The sequence below is a fragment of the Actinophytocola xanthii genome (assembly GCF_001921205.1).
GTDB classification, from domain to species: Bacteria; Actinomycetota; Actinomycetes; order Mycobacteriales; family Pseudonocardiaceae; genus Actinophytocola; species Actinophytocola xanthii.
In genome coordinates this window covers 1-18296 of record NZ_MSIE01000068.1, presented here as the reverse complement: position 1 = coordinate 18296, position 18296 = coordinate 1, and the positions used below count along the sequence as shown (strand labels likewise).

The following is an 18296-nucleotide window of genomic DNA, read 5'->3' as shown; positions in this document are numbered from 1 at the left end:
GAGCGCGGTCCACGCGAACTAGGGGATTGGTCTTGCCCGCAGAAGTCGCGAACCACGAGCAGCCGGAAGGGCGGACGGGCGGCGGTCCGGAAATTCCCAGCCCCGCCGCCGTTCACACCAAGCGCGACTTCGGTCGCGCGCTCACGGCGACCCGGGAGGCGGCCGGCCTCACCGTGCGGGACCTCGCGCGGCGGGTCGGGGTTCCCCTGGGCACCGTCAGCGGGTGGTGCACCGGCCGCCACCTCCCCACGCTCTCGCAGCGGGACCTGTTCCTGCGGCTGCTCGCCAGCTGCGGCGTCGGCGACGACGACCAGGTCGAGGAGTGGCTGGCCTGCTGGCTGCGGTTGCGGCGGCCGTTGGGGCACCAGCGCAGCGACGCGCCCACGCCGTACCGGGGCCTCGAACCGTTCCAGGCCGAGCACGCGGACTGGTTCTTCGGCCGCTCCCGGCTGACCGAGACGCTGGTACTGCGGGTCACCTCCGGGTCGCCGGGGATGGTCGTCGCCGTCGGCTCGTCCGGGTCGGGGAAGTCGTCGCTGTTGCGCGCCGGTCTGGTCCCGGCGCTGTGCGGGAACGGCCACCGGGCGCCCGGCCGGTGGCAGGGGCTGCTGCTGACCCCCGGGCGACGGCCGACCTCCGCGCTGTCCGCCCAGCTCGCGCTGGTGGCCGACGCGGCGCCGGACACCCTCGAGGCCGAGCTCCGCGACGACCCCGCACTGGTCGCGCGCCGGCTGCGGCGGTCGGTTCCCGGGCAGCTGCTCCTGGTCGTCGACCAGTTCGAGGAGGTCTTCACGAGCACCGGGGCCGACCTCGCCGAGCAGGAGGCGTTCCTCCGCGCACTCGCCGAGCTGTCCGAGCCGCACGACGACGCGCTGCGCGTGGTCGCCGGCATGCGGGCCGACTTCTACCCCGACGCGCTGCACTGGCCGGTGCTGGCGGCGGCGCTGCAGGACAACCAGGTCACGGTCGGCCCGATGACCGAGGAGGAGCTGTGCCAGGCGATCGTCGAGCCGGCTCGCCGAGCGGGCATGGACATCGAGAGCGGCCTGATCGACGTCCTGCTGCGTGACCTCGCCCCGGCCGGCGCGCTCGGCGGGCGGCGGGACACCGGCGCGTTGCCGCTGCTGTCCCACGCGCTGCTGGCCACCTGGGAGCAGGGCCGGCGCAGCCGTATGTCCCTTGAGGACTACCGGGCGACCGGCGGGATCGACGGCGCGATCGCCAAGACGGCCGAGGACGTCTTCACCGGGCTCAGCGAACAGGAGCGGACCCTGGTGCGGCAGCTGTTCCTGCGGCTGGTGCACGTCGGCGACAACACCCCCGACACCAGGCGACGGGTCGCCCTCGAGGAGCTCGCCGGGGGCCTCGACGACGACCGCGACGTCAGGATCAGGGAGCTGTTGGGCCGCTACGTCGACCGCCGGTTGATCAGCGCCGACGTCGACGGCGTCGAGATCAGCCACGAGGCGCTGCTGGAGTCCTGGCCTCGGCTGCGGGAGTGGATCGACACCGACCGGACCGGCCACCGCCTGCACCGGCGGCTGACCGAGGCCGCGCGCGGCTGGCAGGAGGCAGAGCGCGACCCGGACGCCCTGTACCGGGGCGTGCGGCTGGACGCCACGACTGACTGGGTCGGCAGACAGGACCACCGCGACGAGCTCAACCAGCTGGAACAGGAGTTCATCGACGCCAGCGTGACGGCGGACCGGGCGGAGCGCCTGCGTGAGCGCCGCCGGACCAGGCGCCTGCGCTGGCTCGCCGCGGCGCTCGCCGCACTGCTCCTGGTGTCCGGCGCGGCGACGCTCTACTCGGTCGAGCAGCGTGCCGCCGCCGACCGGGAACGGAACCTGGCGGTCTCCCGGCAGGTCGCCGGCACCGCCACCCGCCTCGCCGACAGCGACCCGGCGCTCGCCGCGCAGCTGGCGGTGGCGGCGTACCGGATCGCGCCGACCGTCGAGGCCACCTCGGCCCTGCTCGCCGCGGCCGGCCGCCCGGCGGTCAGCCGCATGGTCCGCCCGGGCGGGGCGCGGCAGGCGGTCGCGGTCAACCCGGCCGGAACGATGCTGGCCGCGGCCGGTGCGAGCGACTCCGACACCGCCGTACTGCTGTGGGACCTCGCCGACCCGGCGCGGCCGCGGATGCTGGACGCCAGGCTCACCGGGCACACCGACTCGGTCTACGCCGTCGCGTTCTCGGCCGATGGCGCCACCCTCGCCACCGGCTCGGCCGACGGCACCGTGCGCCTCTGGGACGTCGCCGACCCGGCGCGCGCCCGGCCGATCGGCCGGCCGCTCACCGGCCCGGGAGACCGGGTGCTCGCCGTCGAGTTCACCTCCGACGGGACCACGTTGGCCGTGGGCAGCCGCGACACGACGCTCCGCCTGTGGGACGTCCGCGACCGCGAGAACCCGGTTCCCCGGGGGCAGCCGCTCACCGGAGCGACCGGCGCCGTGCAGTCGATCGCGTTCACCCCGGGCGGCGACCTCATGGCGCTCGCCGACGCCGGGGGAGCGGTCCGCCTCTGGGACCTGCGCGACCGGCCGCGCTTCCTCGGCTCACCGCTGACGGTGTCCAGCCGGGTCAACACCGTCGCGTTCAGCCCCGACGGCGCCACGCTGGCCGCTGGGAGCAACGACTCCGCGATCCGCCTGTTCTCCATGGCCGACCCGGCTCGTCCCGTGCCGATCGGCACGCTGACCGACGCCACCGGCTGGGTCAACGCGATCACCTTCAGCGCCGACGGGAAGCTCCTGGCCGCGGCCAACGCCTCAGCCCGGGTCCAGCTCTGGGACCTGACCACCCAGCGGCTGCGCCTGGACCTTCCGCACGCCGCGCCGACGACCGCAGTCGCGTTCCGCGACGAGGACCGGGTGCTCTACACCAACGGCGCCGACGGCGTCGCCCGCCGCTGGCTGGTGCCCGGCCCGGTCCTGCCCACCGAAGGCCGGGAGATCACCGGCCTGGCCTTCCACCCGGACCGCCCACTGCTGATCGACGCCGGCGTCGACCTGCGGCTCTGGGACGTGACCGAGCGGGACCGCCCGGTGCCGCTCGGCCCGGTGGTGAGCGGGGCGCCCGAGTACGACCGGATGACCGGCGCCGTCGCGCTCCACCCCGACGGCGACGTCCTCGCCGCCGCGACCCGCTCGGGCAACGCGATCCTGCTCTGGGACATCGGCCGCCCCGACCGTCCGCGGCGGCTCCCGGCACGGCTGACCGGTCAGACCGGCCTGATCGAGCACCTCGGCTTCAGCCACGGCGGCGACCTGTTGGCCAGCTCCGGCGACGACGGCAGGGTGCGCCTGTGGGACATCAGTGACCTCGCCCGGCCCAAGCCCCTGGCCGCACTCGACCCGGGCGTCGGCTTCGTCTACGCCTCGGCGTTCACCTCCGACGACAGGACGCTCATCGCCGTGGCCCAGGGCGGTTTCGCCGCGCTGTGGGACGTGCGCGACCCCCGGCGCCCACAACCGCTCGGCACCGTCCAGGTGGCCCCCGACGACGCGCGTTCGCTGTCGATCAGCCCCGACGACACCACGCTCGCCGTCGGCGTGGCCAACAGCACCGTGGAAATGTGGGACATCACGAACCCGCGCCGCCCCAGCCGAGCCGCGCCCCCCGTCGCCGGCCCCGACGGCATCGTGCACGCCCTGGCGTTCAGCCCCGACGGTTCGGTGCTCGCCGGCGGCGCGGGAGCGGGCCAGACCTGGCTCTGGCGCCTGACCGACCGACACCGCCTCGACCGCGTGGCGATCCTGAGCGCGTCGACGACATCCACCTGGGCCCTCAGGTTCGCCCCCGGCGGCCACCTGCTCGCCTCCGCCAGCGGCGACGTCCACCTGTGGGACACCGACCCGGCCCGGGCGATCCGCCGCGTCTGCGCGAACACCGGCGACCCGATCACCGGCAGCGAATGGGCCGAGCACATCCCGGACGCGCCATACCGGCGAATCTGTCCGTAACGCCGAGAAGACCTCCGGGGTAGGGAGACAAAATCCCGGAGGCCCACTCGTATTCAGTTGTCGGAATTCGCGCGTAAACCACATCTTCCCGAATTGCCCACGCGTTTCTGCTTGGGGCATGACGACGCTGTTCAGGCGACGGGGCAACCGGGAGTTTCGACCATCGGGTTGTCCTTTCTCCTCCAGTGTCCCTTTCGACAATCACACGCTACGCTCCCATTCGACCGAAGGAGACCGCCTTTCGCTTGGTGATCGGAGAGGGATACATGAAAGACGAGCCGCGCGCTCGGGACCGCCTTATCGGAGCACGCATCCGGGCGATACGGAAGGAGTACACCACCCTCAGCCTCGAAGCGGCGTCGACGATGGCGCAGTGGGCGCCCGCGAAACTCAGCCGCACCGAGCGAGGGCTGCGTCGCATCACCGACCAGGAGGTGGCCACGCTCATCACGTCGTGGCAACTGCCGGCGAAAGAACGCGACCGGCTTCTCGAGGAGCTACAGATCGGAGCGTCCTCGGGGTGGTGGGACCGGCCCATTCCGGGCGTGCCCCACGAAGTCGGCGCCCTGGCGTCGTACGAGGCCGACGCCAACGAGCTGGTCTCCGTCGCGATCACGCTTGTTCCTGGTCTGTTGCAGACGTACAAGACCGCCGTGGCCGCCCTCACCGCCGACGGCGTGCAGGCACAGGACATGGAGACGAACTGGATGGCTCGGCTCCACCGTCAGCAGATCCTGACGCGAGTCGACTACACAGCCTTTATCTCGGAGACGGCCCTTCGAACACCGTACGGGGGCCCCGATGCCCTCCGCGAGCAGCTGGAACACCTCCTGGCAGCCCAGGACAGGGGCGTCGAGGTGCGCATCATCCCCGCCCACCAGACACGGGTCACAACCCTGCACCCGTTCCACCTCATGCGCTTCGCCAACACCGCGCCAGTCGTACATGTCGAGATGGCTGCGGGCGGGTTCTACATCCACGACAAGGAGGTGCGTCCGTACGAGGTCGTCCTTCAGCGCCTCGACCAGGTAGCTTTTTCACAGAGCGATACGCGAACGCTCCTTCAGCGACAGGTGAAGGGATTCGATCATGTGGCGCAAATCGAGCAAGTCTGCGGACGCCAGCCAGTGCGTGGAGGTTCGGCATGACCTCGCGGCTGTTCGGGACAGCAAGAACCCAGAGGTTGTCGTGTCCCTGGAACGTCGGGCACTGGCCCAGTTGACGGCGTTCGCGCGAGGCAGGCGGTAGGCACGACGCCACGAGTCGCGAACAGTCGGTCGGGGCCTTCACCCCGTACTGGTGATCGCGTCCTCGAGGATGTCCATGCCCTCGGTCAGCAGGTCGTGCGGGATCACCAGCGGCGGCAGGAAGCGCAGCACGTTGCCGAAGGTCCCGGCGGTCAGGACGACGAGCCCCGCCCGGTGCGCGGCCGCCGCGATCGCGGCGGTGCGCGCCGGGTCGGGTGCCTTGTCGGCGCCGACGAGCTCGATCGCCAGCATCGCGCCCCGCCCACGCACGTCGCCGATGAAGGGGAACTTCTCGGCCAGGGCGTCCAGGCGCGGGCGCATCACCGACTCGATGGCCCTGGCCGCGCCGGCGTGGTCGTCGGTGCGCATGGTCTCGATCGTGGCGAGCGCCGCCGCGCACGCGATCGGGTTGCCGCCGAAGGTTCCGCCCAGCCCGCCGGTGTGGACGGCGTCCATCAGCTCGGCGCGACCGGTCACCGCGGCCAGCGGCAGGCCGCCGGCGATGCCCTTCGCGGTGGTGACCAGGTCGGGCTCGATGCCCTCGTGCTCGCTGGCGAACCAGTCGCCGGTCCGGCAGAACCCCGTCTGCACCTCGTCTGCCACCAGCAGGATGTCGTGCTCGCGGCACCACCGCGCCACGGAGGCGAGGAACCCGGGCGCCGGCACGACGAAGCCGCCCTCGCCCTGGATCGGCTCGACGACGACCGCGGCCACGTTCGCCTCCCCCACCTGCGTGTGCACCAGCGTCGTGAACTGCTCGAACGCCTCGGCGGCACAGTTCTCCTGGCCCGTGGGCCAGCGGAACGGGTAGGCCATCGGCACCCGGTAGACCTCACCGGCGAAGGGGCCGAACCGGTGCTTGTAGGGCATGGACTTCGCGGTCAGGGCCATCGTCAGGTTGGTGCGCCCGTGGTAGGCGTGCTCGAACACGACCACCGCCGGCCGCCCGGTCGCGTGCCGGGCGACCTTCACCGCGTTCTCCACCGCCTCGGCACCCGAGTTGAACAGGGCCGAGCGCTTCTCGAACCCACCGGGGGTGAAGCCGTTCAGCTGCTCACAGACGGCCACGTACCCCTCGTAGGGCGTGATCATGAAGCAGGTGTGGGTGAACGCGCCGACCTGCTCCCGGACCGCGTCCACCACCCGCGGCGCCGCGTTGCCCACCGAGGTGACCGCGATCCCCGACCCGAAGTCGATCAGCTGGTTCCCGTCGACGTCCCGCACGATCCCGCCGCCGGCCCGCTCCACGTAGACCGGCAGCGTCGTCCCCACCCCCGACGACACCGCCGCGGCCCTGCGTGCGTGCAACTCCCGCGACCGGGGCCCGGGAACCTCCGTGACCAGGACCCGACGCTGCTCCACCGTCGCCACCTCCCGAGAGAACGATCCCGGTCATCGTAGGTCGAGATCCGCCCGTCATGCCGTGCCCGCGGGGTTGTCGATCACGTACCGCCACCGGCCGTCCGCGCCTCGCCGGGCCACGTCCGCGGCCGTGCCGGTCAGCTCGACCTGGCTTCCATCAGGTGCGCGGCCGTCCACCGACCAGTCGACGACGAGCAACGCGAGATCGCCCGCGCGGTACAGGTGCCGCAGCGTCGCGCTGAACCCGTCGAAGGACATCAGGTGCGCGTTGGCCTCCGCCCGTTCCGTTCCGGTCACCGGAAAACCGGGACGGGGCACCAGCACCGCGGCCGGCTCGTAGGCCTGCTCCACGACGTCGAGATCACGCGCGGCGAACCCGGACAGGAACGTCGAGAACGGAAGTGTGGGGTCGTCATGAGAACTCGTCATGACCCCGACAGCATACCGCGCGGCGGTGTCCGGGACGGCTCCGGGAGGGGGCCGGCCCGAGAACGCCAGGCGGCCACGAGGACGAACGTGACGCTGACGAGCATCGCCCAGGCACCGAACTTCGCCGGGTCGACCAGGCGCCAGGTCTCGAGCTGGTGGGGGTAGTGCCAGGCGCCGAAGAACGTCGCGATGTTCTCGGCGAGCCACAGGAAGAAGCCGATGAGCGCGAACGAGAGCGCGAGCGGCATCCGGTAGCGCCGGTCGCCCACGGTGAAGTGGACGTTCGCGCCCCAGGTCACGGCGATCAGCAGGCCGGCGAGCGGCCACCGCAGGTCCGGGAGCCAGTGGTGGGTGATGAGGTTGGCGTAGATCGCGGCCGCCACGGCCGCGGTCGGCACCGCCCGGTAGCCGGAGACCCGCAGGTCGAACAGCCGCCAGGCCGCCACCACGTAGCTCCCGACGGCCGCGTAGAGGAAACCGCTGTAGAGCGGGACGCCGAGCACCTTGGTCACCGCCGGCTCCGGGTAGGACCACGACCCGAGTGGCACCTTGACCAGCTCGAACGCCAGGCCCACGGCGTGGAAGCCGGCGATGACCGCGACCTCCCTCGTCGTCTCCCACCCGACCGCCCGGAACACGGCGGTGACCAGCACGCAGTAGGCCAGCAGCGCGTCGTAGCGGGCGATCGGCAGCGGCACGACCGTCGACAGCGCCAGCCCGGCGAACACGGCCACCGCGAACGCACAGCACCGCGCCTCGACCCAGGCGAAGCGCAACAACTGGGTGGCCGCGAACGCGAGGCGTGCCATGTACCGAGGACGCGCCCGCCCGCATTCGGTTGGCCGGCAAGGACATGATCCACTGAGCACCATGGACATCGACACCTTCCGCATCGGCGGTGAGCACCCCGTCCGCCGCCTCGGGTTCGGCGCCATGCACCTCGAGACCGACCCCGCCCCGGCGCGCGAAGCCTCCATCGCCGTGGCCCGCCGCGCGGTCGAGCTGGGCGTCACGCTCATCGACACCGCGCACCTCTACGGCTGGGGCGCCAACGAGGAGCTCCTGGCCGAGGCACTCCACCCCTACCCGGACGACCTGCTGATCGCGACCAAGGTCGGCGTCGCACCGCCGGCCCCGCCGCTCGAGGCCAGGGTCGACGGCCGGCCGGAGCTGTTGCGCGACCAGGTGGAGCAGGGCCTGCGCCGGCTCCGCGTCGACCGGCTCGACCTGCTCCAGCTGCACCGGGTGGACCCGGACGTACCGCTGGCCGACCAGCTCGGGGCGCTGCGCGAGCTCCAGGTCCAGGGCAAGATCGGCCACATCGGACTGTCCGAGGTCACCGCCGCCGAGCTCGAACAGGCACGGCGGATCGTCGACGTCGCGAGCGTGCAGAACCGCTACAACATCCTCGACCGCGAGCACGAGCCCGTGCTCGAGGCCTGCTCGGCGGCCGGCATCGCGTTCCTGCCCTGGCGGCCGGTGCACCCGGCGGTGGCGGACCCGCGGGGCGAGATCGCCGCGGTCGCGACCGAGCTGGGCGCCACCGCCGCGCAGGTCTCGCTGGCCTGGCTGCTGCACCGGGCACCGGTCGTGCTGCCGATCCCCGGCACCAACAGCCTGGCGCACCTGGCCGAGAACGTCGCCGCGGCCTCGGTCCGGCTCGACGAGGACCAGCTGCGGCGCCTCGACGAGGTCGCGCCACCCCTGTCCTGATAGGAACGGTCCTGTTACGGTTCCGGGGACGGGCGCCGTCCTGCGCCCAACCCCCGGTCCCGGTGCCCACGCCATCGGCCGTGCGGGGGCAAAGGGGGCCACTGCCCTCGGGATGCCGGTCGAGCACTGCCCTTTCCGGCGGGGATGCGCGAGCGTGGGTCGCGGGTCGCCGCCGCGGAAAGGACATGCGAATGACCGTGCACCGTTCCTTCAAGAAGCTCGTCCGGGCCCGCATGGCGAAGACCGGGGAGAGCTACACGGCGGCCAGGGCCAACCTCCTCGCCGCCGCGCCGAGCGCGGGGCCGGGCGACGCGCCCGTGCTCGTCACCTCCGACGCCGCCATCCGCGACCGGACCGGCCGCGGCTGGGAGGAGTGGTTCGACCTGCTCGACGCCGAGGGCATGACCACCCGCCCCCATCGGGAGATCGCCCGGCACGTCGCCGCCCTGCTCGACGTCGCCCCGCTGGCCTGGTCGGCCCAGGCCGTCACCAAGAGCTACGAACGGGCCCGCGGCGGCCGCGCGGTCGGCGAGAAGGACGACGGCACGTTCACCGTGAGCGTCTCCAGGACCGTCGGGGTCTCCGCGGACGACCTCCACGCCACGATCACCGAGGACCCGGCCCGCTGGTTCGGCGAGGGCCTGCGTCCCCGCCCCACGACCGCGGCGCGCACGGCACGCTACGACTACGGCGAGAGCCGGGTCGCCCTGTTCGTCGGGGCCAGGGACGCCACCAGGTCGACCGTGACCGTCGAGCACTCGCGGATCACCGACGCCGGGGAGGCCGAACGACTGCGCGCGTTCTGGCGGGAACGGCTGGCCGAGCTGAGGGCTGCCGTCGAGACCCGGCAGGAGCGGGCCGATGCCTGAGCTTCCCTGGCTCGCGGTGCTCGTCGGCACCGCCGCGGCGTTCGTGATCGGCGGCGGCTACTACGCGGTACTCGCCACCGCCCGGACCGAGGACGCCGACCTCGGCACGTCCTCTCCGCTGATCCTGCTCGTCGAGCTCCTGCGGTGCCTGCTGCTGGCCTCGGCGGTGACCGGGCTGGTCGCGGCCACCGACACCGCCACCTGGTGGGGCGGGCTGCTCCTGGGCCTCGCCCTGTGGGTCGGCTTCCCGCTGGTCCTCCTGCTCGGCGCGGTCGTGCACGAACGCACCCCGGTCCGTCTCGCGGCACTGCACGGCGGGGACTGGCTGCTGAAGCTGCTCGTCCTCGGCGCGATGGGCGGCGCCCTCACCGGCTGAAGCCGGCTACCCGGTCAGCGCCGCCGCGAGTGCGGCCGGGACGCCGGCCAGGGTGGGACTGTGCACGGCCTCGACCCGGTGCACCAGTCGGGGTTCGGTCACGGGCACGGCGGTGACGCCGGAGAGCGCGGCGCCGGTCGGGTCGGGCAGGACCGCCAGGCCGTGACCAGCGCCGACGAGGGCGACCAGACCGCCCACGTCGGTTCCCTCGTACCGGACCGATGCGCGGTAGCCCTCGGCCCCAGCGGCCGTGCGCAGCCTGCCCAGCGGCACCGCCGTGTCCGGGGCGTCGATCCACCCGGCGGCGGCGAGGTCGGCCAGCCGCAGGCCCGCCCGCCCGGCCAGCGGGTGCCGCGGCGGGAGCAGCACCGCGAGCGGTCGCTCGAGGACACCGACCGCCCTGAGCGGACCGGCGTCGGGGAGGGGGAGCGAGTCGCTGGGCGCGACCGCGCCGTCGGCCAGTCCGACGTCGACCGCCGCCGTCGCGACCTCCCGGATGAGGGCCGAGCGCCCGAGCACCCGGACCGTGACCACGAGGTCCGGGTGCTCGCGGCGCACGTCGGCGAGAGCCGGTCCCAGCGCGGTCACGGCCAGCGGCGACGCCCCGACCACAACCCGGGCCGACGGCGGCGCGGCGAGCCGGGCGACGTCCGCCCGGGCGGCGTCCAGGCGCAGCAGCAGCGGGACGGCGTGGTCGAGCAGCCGCGCCCCGGCTCGGGTCGGGGTCACCGGCCTGCGGTTCAGCAGGACGGCACCCAGGTCGGCCTCCAGCGCCGCGACCTGCTGGGACACCGCCGACTGGGTGAAGCCGAGTTCCCGGGCCGCCGCGGAGAACGACCGCCGGCGGGCCACGGCGACGAAGCTCCGGAGGAGGTGCGGGTCCACTCCATCAGTATCGCTTATGGCACCCAGCCCGATCATCGTTGGAACTGTTCGACGACGAGGCCCAGGATGAGCCCATGACCTACGCACCCGCCCGCCTCGCCCTCGTCGGTGACCGCTCGCCCGCCGTCCGCGCGCACACCCGCATCCCGGGACTCCTCGACGCCCTGGCCCGGCGGGAGCGGCTGGTCCTCGACGCCTACTGGGTCCCGACCGAGGACGCCGAGCAACCCGGCGCGCTGGACGGGTTCGACGCGATCTGGCTGGTCCCCGGCAGCCCTTACCGCAGCGAGGCCGGGGCGCTCACCGCCGTCCGCACCGCCCGTGAGCGGGGCGTCCCCTTCCTCGGCACCTGCGGCGGCTTCCAGTACGCGATGGTCGAGTACGCCCGCCACGTGTGCGGCCTCGGCGGCGTCGAGCACGCCGAGGTCCACCCGGACGCCGCCGACCCGCTGATCGTCCCGCTGTCCTGCTCGCTCGTCGGTCACGAGACCGTGGTGACGGCGGTGCCCGGCACGCTCGCCGAGCGCGTGCTGGGCACCGACCGGACCGTGGTCCGCTACCACTGCGCCTACGGGCTCGGCACCGCCCACCTCGAGGTGCTCGCGGCGCACGGGCTTCGGTTCAGCGGGCACGACGAGTCGGGGGAGGTGCGGATGGCCGAGCTGCCCGACCACCCGTTCTTCCTCGCCACGCTGTTCCAGCCCGAGCTGGCCGGGGACGGGACCGAGCCCCATCCCGTGGTCCGCGCCCTGGCCGCGGCGGCGGCGCTCCCCGTGGGGTGAGCGCGCTCAGCTTCCGGCGAGTCGCGCCGGGTCCTCGGCGACGACGGTGTTGGTCAGCGACCCGAGGCCGTCGATCTCCACCGTGATCGTGTTGCCCGGCTCGACCGGCCGGACGCCTTCCGGGGTCCCGGACAGGATGACGTCGCCGGGCTCGAGCGTGGTGAAGCGGGTGATGTACTCGATCAGGTACGGGATCGGGAAGATCAGGTCCTTGGTCCGGCCGTCCTGGCGGCGTTCGCCGTCGACCGTGCAGGACACGGCGACGTCGGTCGGGTCGTAGTCGGTCTCCACCCAGGGGCCGATCGGGCAGAAGGTGTCGAAGCCCTTGCCGCGCGTCCACTGGCCGTCGGACTTCTGGATGTCCCGAGCGGTGATGTCGTTGCCGCAGGTGTAGCCGCCGATCACGGCCCAGGCGTCGGCGGCGGCGACGTGCCGCGCGGTCCGGCCGATCACCAGCACGAGCTCGGCCTCGGGGTCGAGCCGGCGGGACAGGGCCGGGTAGACGACCTCGGCGTCGGGGCCGACGACCGCCGCCGGCGGCTTGAGGAACAGCAGAGGTTCCTCGGGGACCTTGTTGCCGAACTCCTCGGCGTGGGACCGGTAGTTGCGCCCCACGCACAGCACCGTTCGCGGGGTGACCGGGGCGAGCAGTCGGACCTTGCCCGCCGGCTCCGCGGTGGGCTCCAGGTCGAGGAACGGGGTGCCCCGGGCGGCCAGCACGACGCCGTCGTCGAGGACTCCCCAGGCGGGGGCGCCGCCTGCGGTCTCGTAGCGAACGATCTTCACGGGAGTCCCCTTCTCAGCAGTCGTTGTACTCGTTCGTCCACAATGCACTCTCGGCCGGATCGCCCGCCGCCGGGGTGATGCCGATGTCGTGCATCGTGGTGAGCGTGGTCCGCACCGCCTCGGCCTCGAAGCAGCCGTCCGTGGACAGCGCGGGCATCAGGGCCTCGAGGGTGCGCCGGAGGATCCCCACGTCGTCCTCCGACATCCGGTCGGCGATCTGTTCGGCGGTCGCGGCGGCGTCCGCGCGGACCGTCTCCATGGCGGTGTCGAGCGCCCGGGTGAAGGCGCGGACCGCGTCCGGGTTACCCCGCGCCCACTCGCGGTTGGCGGCGAAGCCGGTGTAGGCGAAGTCCGCCAGCGCCGGCACGTCGCCGGCCGCACCGTCGATGAGGATGGTGCCGAAGCCCTCCGCCTCGGCCACGTAGGGCGTCGGCGGCGAGAGCTGGTAGGCGTCGATCTGGTCGGTCTCCAGCGCGGCCAGCAGCGACGAGCCGTCGCCGATGGCGATGATCTCCGCGTCCCGCTCCGGGTCGAGCCCGGCCTCCCGCAGGTAGTAGCGCAGGTACCGGTCCGACGCGGCGCCCGGCGAGGTGACGCCGAGTCGCAGCCCGCGCAGCGCCGCGTACCGCTCCGGCAGCGGGGAGGACCTGCTCACCCCGCGTTCGCGCGCCACCTCCTGGTCCATCACGAGCGCGAGCGTCACCCGCCGCACCAGGTTGTGCACCATCACGAGGCCTTCCTCGCCCTCCTCGGCGAGCGTCACGAGGTCGTCGAACCCGATGTCGGCGATCTGCGCGCTGCCCGACACGGCGGCCGCGACCCCGTCCGCCCCGCTCTGCAGCTCGACGATGGTGACCTCCAGGCCCTCCCGCTCGAACGTCCCGTCCCGCTCCGCCACGTACATCGGGGCGGGGAACGCACTGGGCAGGGAGGCCACGGTGATCTGGGTGCGGGCCGAGCCGGTGCAGCCGGCGAGCGGCAGCACCAGCCCGACGACGCTCGCGAGAGCCAGGTACCGCGCGAGCACTCTCATGCTGTCTCCTTCGCGTCGATCTCGTGCTGCCAGCGCAGCGCGTGCCGCAGCGGGCGGAGCAGGACGTTCATCAGCAGGACGATCGCGCTCAGCGAGAGCACCCCGGCGAGCACGCCGGCGGTGGAGAAGCCGGCGGCGCCGCGCGGGTGAGGTAGCCGAGGCCGCGGTTGGCCGAGATGAACTCCCCGGTGACGGCGCCGATCATGGCCGCGGGCAGCGTCACGCGCAGCGCCGCCAGGATGAACGGCATGGCGCTCGGGATCATGACCGTTCGCAGCTGGGCGCGCCGGGACGCGCCCATCACCCGGGTCGCGTCGAGCAGGCCGCGGGGCACCTGGTGGAAGCCGGCGACCGTGTTGACGAACACGATGAAGAACACGAAGTACGCCGCGATGAGGATCTTCGGGGTCAGCCCGAGACCGAACCACAGGATGAACACCGGGCCCATGGCGACGGCCGGCACCGAGTAGGCGACCAGGAAGTAGGGCTCCACGATCCGGTGGGCCAGGCGCAGCACGCCCAGCGGCCAGGCGACGAGCACGCCCGACACCGCGCCGAGCAGGTAGCCGAGGAGGGCGGCGGCCACCGTGAACTGACCGTGGTACCAGAGCTGGCCGGAGACGGCCCATTCGACCAGGTCCGGGTGATCTCGGTGGGGGATCTGAGGAAGAACGGCCGCACCAGCGTGCCGGAGGCGAGCTCCCAGGCGAGGAGCACGGCCACGACGACGGCGAGCCGGGTCAGGAGCAGGAACCGGCGGTGCGTGCGGCGGGCGGCGAGGTGGTCGCGCGCGGTGGTGTCGAGCACGGCCACGCCCCGAGGGCTGAGCCGGCTGCCGGTCGTCGTGCTCATCCGTGCACCCGCCCGCCGTGCCAGGGCAGGAGCCGGGACTCCAGCGCCCGCAACAGTCCGTTCGCGACCATCACGACCGCGGCGATGACCACGATCCCGGCGAAGACCGTGGCGATGTCGAACGCCCGGGACGCCCGGGCGACCAGGTAGCCGAGCCCCTGGGTCGAGGCGACGAACTCGGACAGCACCGCACCCTCGATCGCCCGGGTGAAGGTGATCCGGATGCTGGCCACGACCGCCGGAACCGCCGCCGGCAGGGTGACCTTGACCAACAGGTCCCGCCGGCTCGCCCCGAACACCCGGCACACCCGAAACAGTCCCGGTTGGACACCGCGCAGACCGGTCGCGGTGTTGACGAGGACGATGAAGTAGACGAGCAGTGCGGCCATGACGATCTTCGGGGTGGTGCCAAGGCCGAACCAGAGGATGAACAGCGGCGCGAGGGCGATCTTGGGGATCGAGTAGAAGGCGACCAGGAACGGCTCGAACACCTCGTACCCGCGTCGGCTGCTGGTCAGCGCGACCGCGCTGACCAGACCTGCGACGACGCCGATGAGGAAGCCCGCACCCGCCTCGCCGAGGGTGACCGACAGGTGGGCGAGCAGCTCACCGCCCGCGAGCAACTCGCCGATCCGGGCGAGGACGGTGGCCGGGTCGCTGACATAGCGCGGGTTCACCAGCAGTCCCAGCCCGAACTGCCAGAACAGCAGGAGGGCGATGCCCAGGACGGCGGTGCCGAGCCAGACGAGGGCTCGCTGCCGCTGCCGGTGGCGGCGCTCGTCGGTGGCCACGCGGTGCAGGACCGCCCGTGCCCGGTCGGTGTGCCGCACCGCGGGCTCGGTGAGCGTCATCTCGCCGCCTGCCCGATCTCGGCCCGGATGTCGTCCCACAGCGCGTCGTACAGCTCCGCGAAGCCTGGCGCGTCGTGGATGTGGAAAGGGTCCCGGGGTCGTGGGATGTCTACTGTGTACTCTCGTTTGACGCGGCCGGGATTGGCGGTGAACACGAGGATCCGGTCGGACAGCGCGATGGCCTCGACGAGGTCGTGGGTCACGAACAGGACGGTCGGGCGTGCGCGGTGCCAGAGCTTGAGCAGCTCGGCCTGCAGGATCACCCGCGTCTGCGCGTCCAGGGGGCCGAACGGCTCGTCCATCAGCACGACGTCGCTGTCGTAGACCAGCGTGCGGATGATGCCCCCGCGTTTGCGCATCCCGCCGGAGAGCTCGTGCGGGTAGTGCTCCTCGAAACCGCCGAGCCCGACGAGGTCGATGAGCTCCTGGGCGCGTTCCCGCCGCTCGCGGCGCGGAACGCCCCGGAACTCGAGGCTGAGCTCCACGTTGCCTCGTAGGGAACGCCAGGGCAGCAGGTTGTCGTCCTGGGTGATGTAGCCGACCGCGGTGTTGACCCCACGTACGGGGCTGCCGCGGTGGGAGACGGTGCCGTCGGAGGGGGTGTCGAGCCCGGCGAGCAGGTTGAGGCAGGTGGACTTGCCGCATCCGGAGGGTCCGACCAGGCTGACGAACTCGCCGGCCCGCGCCTCGAACGCGACGTCCTGCAGTGCCAGTACCGGCTCACCGCGCCGTCCCTGGGAGACGAATGCCTTGAAGACGTGGTCGAACCCGACGGCGCTGGTCGTGGCATCGGTGGTCTGGTGCATCGATGGCTCTCCCTTCGGCCGGCTCCGGTGGCGGCGCTGGGCGGGTCAACGCGTCATGCGGTCGCTCCGGTGTCCTTTTCGGACTTCTCGTCGAGGAGGGTGCTCACGGTGCTGCCCACCGAGAGCTTGTGCCAGAGGGCGAGCTTCGCGGCTCGCTCGGAGTCCCGGGCGCGCAGGGCGGTCATGATCCCCTCGTGCTCGGCCTGGGAGGCCGCGAGCCGGCCCGGGACCATGCGGAACACGCGTTGGAAACCGGAGTGGCGCTGCCAGATGTCCATTGTCAGGTCCCGCAGCATCCCGTTGCCGCAGGCGGCGATGATCGTGCGGTGGAACTCCTGGTTCAGCTCGGAGAACCCCGGTCCGTCCAGCGTCGTGACCGCGGCGCGCATGCGCGCCATGAGATCGTCGAGCACGGCCAGCTCGTCGTCGGTGATCCGCTCGGCGGCGACTGCTCGGCCAAGGCCCGCCGCTCACCTGGCGGCAGCGGCGACCATCGCGTACAGCAGCGAGTCCCGCCGAACCCCGCGGACGAGCATGTGCCCGCGCAACCTGCCCTCGAGCTCCATCCCGACCTTCTCCAGGACGCGGGCGGAGGCCCGGTTGTCCGGGTGGCAGGTCGCGCTGATCCGGTGCAGCCCCAACTGCTCGAAGCCGAAGCGCAGCAGCGCGGTGGTCGCCTCGGTGGCGTAGCCCCGGGACCAGACGTCGCGGTGGAAGACGAAGCCGAGCTCGCCCCGCTGGTGATCGGTGCTGGTGACGCCGATCTCGACGCTGCCGACGAGCCGTCCGGAGCCGGTCTCGATCGCGGCGAGGTTGAAGCCGCGCCGCCACGGGTCGTTGGCGTGGGCGAGGGCGTAGGCCAGAAACTGGCGGGTGTCCGCCGGGCTGTTCGGCCCCCAGTCGGTGAACCGCGTAACCACCGGGTCCGAGGTGAAGGAGTGCACCGCGTCCTCGTCGTCGAGGGCGAACTCGCGGAGCACCAGTCGCTCGGTGACCAGCCGGACGTCGCTCAGCTCTCGCCGTGGTTCCATGTGTCCCAGCATCCCCGACCACCGAACAACCGCGATGACCGGTGTCGGCGGAGAGGGAGGACAGCAAGCCCTCTGGTAGGGCTCTACAGGAAGAACCGAGTCGTGGCCTCTTCCTGACGGGTTATCGTCCAAGCTCCTTGAGCACTACTCGTGACGGGGAATCCCGCCTCGTGAAAGTATGTTTAGAACTTTTCGAGGGGTCAGACTGCCCGAAGACCTAGGGTGCTTCGACGAAGATCGGTCATCCGACCTTGCGCCACTGGCCACAGCCCTCGTTGTGGAAGGAGTAGTCGCTGGCGGAGATCGTGGCCTCGACCCGTGACGCGCCTTCCACGAAGTTGTTGTCGATGGTCTCACCCGTTTCGTCGAGCCGTGCCCAGTAGCATCCCGCCGACGCCTGCTCGACGGCATAGGTCCCCGGCTGCACGTCCACTCCGACGCGGAATGTGCCCTCGTAGAACAGTTCGCCGGCGGCCTCGAGACGAGCGCTCTCGGTGGCCTCGGTCATCGCTTCACGTAGTGCCGTTGCCTGCGGATGCTTGGGGCACAGGGCGAGCATGCCGTTGACCGCGGCCGACCACTCGGGTGTTACGTCACCTGTCGGGTCGAGATAGGGGTTGGCGGGATCGACCGCGGCGCACAGGCCGTACAAGGTCGTGATCGAAGTCTCGTCCGGGTACTTGGACGCGGCGAGCGCTCGGTTCTCCAGTGGGGTCAGCGCCGCACCGTTGCGGTTCGCTTCGCACGAGGTTGGCTTTGCCGCCCATGCCGGGGAAAAGTTGGCCCGCTCTTCGACCATGAACTGCATCGACGTCGTGGAGTGGGCTTCGTGGCAGTCCAGGGTGACGAGAAGCGGAACCGATGTCGGTGCGGGGGTAGTCGTGGAGGTGCTCCTGGTAGACGTGGTCGTCTCCGCGAGAGCTGGACTGGCGGACACGTCGTCGTCGCGCTCCAGCACCAGGATCATGACCACCGCCAGGACGAGCCCGACCGCAGCGCCCACGGCCAACACCTTGATCCGGTTCGAGTCCATGGTCACTACGTCGGCGCGCAAGGGTCGACTGTGTCACCAGTCGGCGCAAGGGCCGATAACGAATGAGGCGCACGCGCCGGTTGACGATGCGGCGGCCAGAGAGGAGTCCTCGCCGAGAGGGCCTGGACGGAGTCGGGGACCGGGCGAGCGCCAATCGCGTAGGAATAGTGCGCGTGTCCGAGGCAGGAGTTGCACCCTACTGACCCGATGCGTCTTCAGCCGGTGGGTGTTCATTGAGCTTCCCCCAAGATCGTGGAGGCATGGACTATGAGGATCATG

At 72.1% G+C, this 18296-nt stretch carries 18 protein-coding genes and 1 pseudogene; 7 read left to right on the top strand and 12 right to left on the bottom strand.

Annotation, left to right across the window (positions count from 1 at the left end; all coding sequences use genetic code 11):
* Positions 1–32: 32 nt before the first annotated feature.
* The 3 genes from BU204_RS30380 (at position 33) to BU204_RS30370 (ending at position 5210) form a co-directional block, all read left to right on the top strand.
* Complete coding sequence (locus tag BU204_RS30380) at positions 33–3962, top strand: nSTAND1 domain-containing NTPase (RefSeq protein ID WP_075129221.1); 3930 nt, start codon at positions 33–35, stop codon at positions 3960–3962.
* 266 nt (positions 3963–4228) lie between these two features.
* On the top strand, positions 4229–5110 hold the full coding sequence (locus BU204_RS30375) for a DUF5753 domain-containing protein (RefSeq protein WP_143229863.1): 882 nt from the start codon (positions 4229–4231) through the stop codon (positions 5108–5110).
* The gene (locus BU204_RS30370; RefSeq protein WP_083661771.1) at positions 5052–5210 is read left to right on the top strand and encodes a DUF397 domain-containing protein; all 159 of its coding nucleotides are present in this window, start codon (positions 5052–5054) and stop codon (positions 5208–5210) included. The genes BU204_RS30375 and BU204_RS30370 overlap by 59 nt, the downstream gene beginning before the upstream one ends.
* A gap of 38 nt (positions 5211–5248) precedes the next feature.
* Here the strand turns inward: BU204_RS30370 and gabT are convergent, their stop codons facing one another.
* The 3 genes from gabT to BU204_RS30355 are packed head-to-tail and all read right to left on the bottom strand — an operon-like array spanning position 5249 to position 7809.
* The gene (gabT, locus tag BU204_RS30365) at positions 5249–6580 is read right to left on the bottom strand and encodes a 4-aminobutyrate--2-oxoglutarate transaminase (protein WP_075129219.1); all 1332 of its coding nucleotides are present in this window, start codon (positions 6578–6580) and stop codon (positions 5249–5251) included.
* A gap of 45 nt (positions 6581–6625) precedes the next feature.
* A complete protein-coding gene (locus BU204_RS30360; protein ID WP_075129218.1) occupies positions 6626–7000 on the bottom strand; it encodes a YybH family protein in 375 nt (124 codons plus the stop codon).
* Positions 6997–7809, bottom strand: a complete 813-nt coding sequence (locus tag BU204_RS30355; RefSeq protein WP_075129217.1) for a DUF817 domain-containing protein — start codon at positions 7807–7809, stop codon at positions 6997–6999. Before BU204_RS30355 ends, BU204_RS30360 begins: the two co-directional genes overlap by 4 nt.
* A 61-nt stretch (positions 7810–7870) precedes the next feature.
* On the opposite strand from BU204_RS30355, the gene BU204_RS30350 reads away from it, so the two are divergent.
* The 3 genes from BU204_RS30350 to BU204_RS30340 all read left to right on the top strand — a co-directional run bounded on the left by BU204_RS30350 (position 7871) and on the right by BU204_RS30340 (position 9958).
* Complete coding sequence (locus tag BU204_RS30350; protein WP_075129216.1) at positions 7871–8713, top strand: aldo/keto reductase; 843 nt, start codon at positions 7871–7873, stop codon at positions 8711–8713.
* Between the two features lie 191 nt (positions 8714–8904).
* The gene (locus BU204_RS30345; RefSeq protein ID WP_083661769.1) at positions 8905–9582 is read left to right on the top strand and encodes a hypothetical protein; all 678 of its coding nucleotides are present in this window, start codon (positions 8905–8907) and stop codon (positions 9580–9582) included.
* Positions 9575–9958, top strand: coding sequence for a DUF1761 domain-containing protein (locus BU204_RS30340; RefSeq protein WP_075129215.1), 384 nt, complete (start codon positions 9575–9577; stop codon positions 9956–9958). The genes BU204_RS30345 and BU204_RS30340 overlap by 8 nt, the downstream gene beginning before the upstream one ends.
* A 6-nt stretch (positions 9959–9964) precedes the next feature.
* On the opposite strand, the gene BU204_RS30335 is transcribed toward BU204_RS30340, so the two are convergent.
* Positions 9965–10843 carry a LysR family transcriptional regulator gene (locus BU204_RS30335; protein WP_233160751.1) on the bottom strand — a complete coding sequence of 293 codons (879 nt, stop codon included), beginning with the start codon at positions 10841–10843 and terminating at the stop codon, positions 9965–9967.
* A gap of 74 nt (positions 10844–10917) precedes the next feature.
* Between BU204_RS30335 and BU204_RS30330 the strand changes: the two genes are divergently transcribed.
* Positions 10918–11625 carry a CTP synthase C-terminal region-related (seleno)protein gene (locus BU204_RS30330; RefSeq protein ID WP_075129256.1) on the top strand — a complete coding sequence of 236 codons (708 nt, stop codon included), beginning with the start codon at positions 10918–10920 and terminating at the stop codon, positions 11623–11625.
* Positions 11626–11631: 6 nt separating this feature from the next.
* Here BU204_RS30330 and BU204_RS30325 read toward each other — a convergent pair whose 3' ends face one another.
* The 8 genes and pseudogenes from BU204_RS30325 to BU204_RS38610 all read right to left on the bottom strand — a co-directional run bounded on the left by BU204_RS30325 (position 11632) and on the right by BU204_RS38610 (position 18038).
* Positions 11632–12411 (bottom strand): fumarylacetoacetate hydrolase family protein, encoded by a 780-nt coding sequence (locus tag BU204_RS30325; RefSeq protein WP_075129213.1) that lies wholly within the window; start codon positions 12409–12411, stop codon positions 11632–11634.
* 13 nt (positions 12412–12424) lie between these two features.
* Positions 12425–13444, bottom strand: coding sequence for an ABC transporter substrate-binding protein (locus tag BU204_RS30320; RefSeq protein ID WP_083661768.1), 1020 nt, complete (start codon positions 13442–13444; stop codon positions 12425–12427).
* An 88-nt stretch (positions 13445–13532) separates the two neighbouring features.
* A complete protein-coding gene (locus tag BU204_RS30315; RefSeq protein WP_075129211.1) occupies positions 13533–14030 on the bottom strand; it encodes an ABC transporter permease in 498 nt (165 codons plus the stop codon).
* Positions 14031–14292: 262 nt separating this feature from the next.
* On the bottom strand, positions 14293–15147 hold the full coding sequence (locus BU204_RS30310; RefSeq protein ID WP_075129210.1) for an ABC transporter permease: 855 nt from the start codon (positions 15145–15147) through the stop codon (positions 14293–14295).
* The gene (locus tag BU204_RS30305) at positions 15144–15953 is read right to left on the bottom strand and encodes an ABC transporter ATP-binding protein (RefSeq protein WP_075129209.1); all 810 of its coding nucleotides are present in this window, start codon (positions 15951–15953) and stop codon (positions 15144–15146) included. Before BU204_RS30305 ends, BU204_RS30310 begins: the two co-directional genes overlap by 4 nt.
* Positions 15954–16006: 53 nt before the next feature.
* Positions 16007–16390: pseudogene (locus BU204_RS30300) on the bottom strand (GntR family transcriptional regulator); the annotation flags it as partial.
* Between the two features lie 33 nt (positions 16391–16423).
* Complete coding sequence (locus BU204_RS30295; protein WP_075129207.1) at positions 16424–16984, bottom strand: GNAT family N-acetyltransferase; 561 nt, start codon at positions 16982–16984, stop codon at positions 16424–16426.
* Positions 16985–17225: 241 nt separating this feature from the next.
* On the bottom strand, positions 17226–18038 hold the full coding sequence (locus BU204_RS38610) for a hypothetical protein (RefSeq protein ID WP_143229862.1): 813 nt from the start codon (positions 18036–18038) through the stop codon (positions 17226–17228).
* Positions 18039–18296: the final 258 nt, after the last annotated feature.

Coding starts and splice junctions, on each gene's coding strand:
- BU204_RS30355 (WP_075129217.1), bottom strand. CDS start 7,809: ATGGCACGCCTCGCGTTCGCGGCCACCCAGTTGTTGCGCTTCGCCTGG.
- BU204_RS30350 (WP_075129216.1), top strand. CDS start 7,871: ATGGACATCGACACCTTCCGCATCGGCGGTGAGCACCCCGTCCGCCGC.
- BU204_RS30360 (WP_075129218.1), bottom strand. CDS start 7,000: ATGACGAGTTCTCATGACGACCCCACACTTCCGTTCTCGACGTTCCTG.
- BU204_RS30345 (WP_083661769.1), top strand. CDS start 8,905: ATGACCGTGCACCGTTCCTTCAAGAAGCTCGTCCGGGCCCGCATGGCG.
- BU204_RS30330 (WP_075129256.1), top strand. CDS start 10,918: ATGACCTACGCACCCGCCCGCCTCGCCCTCGTCGGTGACCGCTCGCCC.
- BU204_RS30310 (WP_075129210.1), bottom strand. CDS start 15,147: ATGACGCTCACCGAGCCCGCGGTGCGGCACACCGACCGGGCACGGGCG.
- BU204_RS30320 (WP_083661768.1), bottom strand. CDS start 13,444: ATGAGAGTGCTCGCGCGGTACCTGGCTCTCGCGAGCGTCGTCGGGCTG.
- BU204_RS30340 (WP_075129215.1), top strand. CDS start 9,575: ATGCCTGAGCTTCCCTGGCTCGCGGTGCTCGTCGGCACCGCCGCGGCG.
- BU204_RS30370 (WP_083661771.1), top strand. CDS start 5,052: ATGTGGCGCAAATCGAGCAAGTCTGCGGACGCCAGCCAGTGCGTGGAG.
- BU204_RS30375 (WP_143229863.1), top strand. CDS start 4,229: ATGAAAGACGAGCCGCGCGCTCGGGACCGCCTTATCGGAGCACGCATC.
- BU204_RS30305 (WP_075129209.1), bottom strand. CDS start 15,953: ATGCACCAGACCACCGATGCCACGACCAGCGCCGTCGGGTTCGACCAC.
- BU204_RS30295 (WP_075129207.1), bottom strand. CDS start 16,984: ATGGAACCACGGCGAGAGCTGAGCGACGTCCGGCTGGTCACCGAGCGA.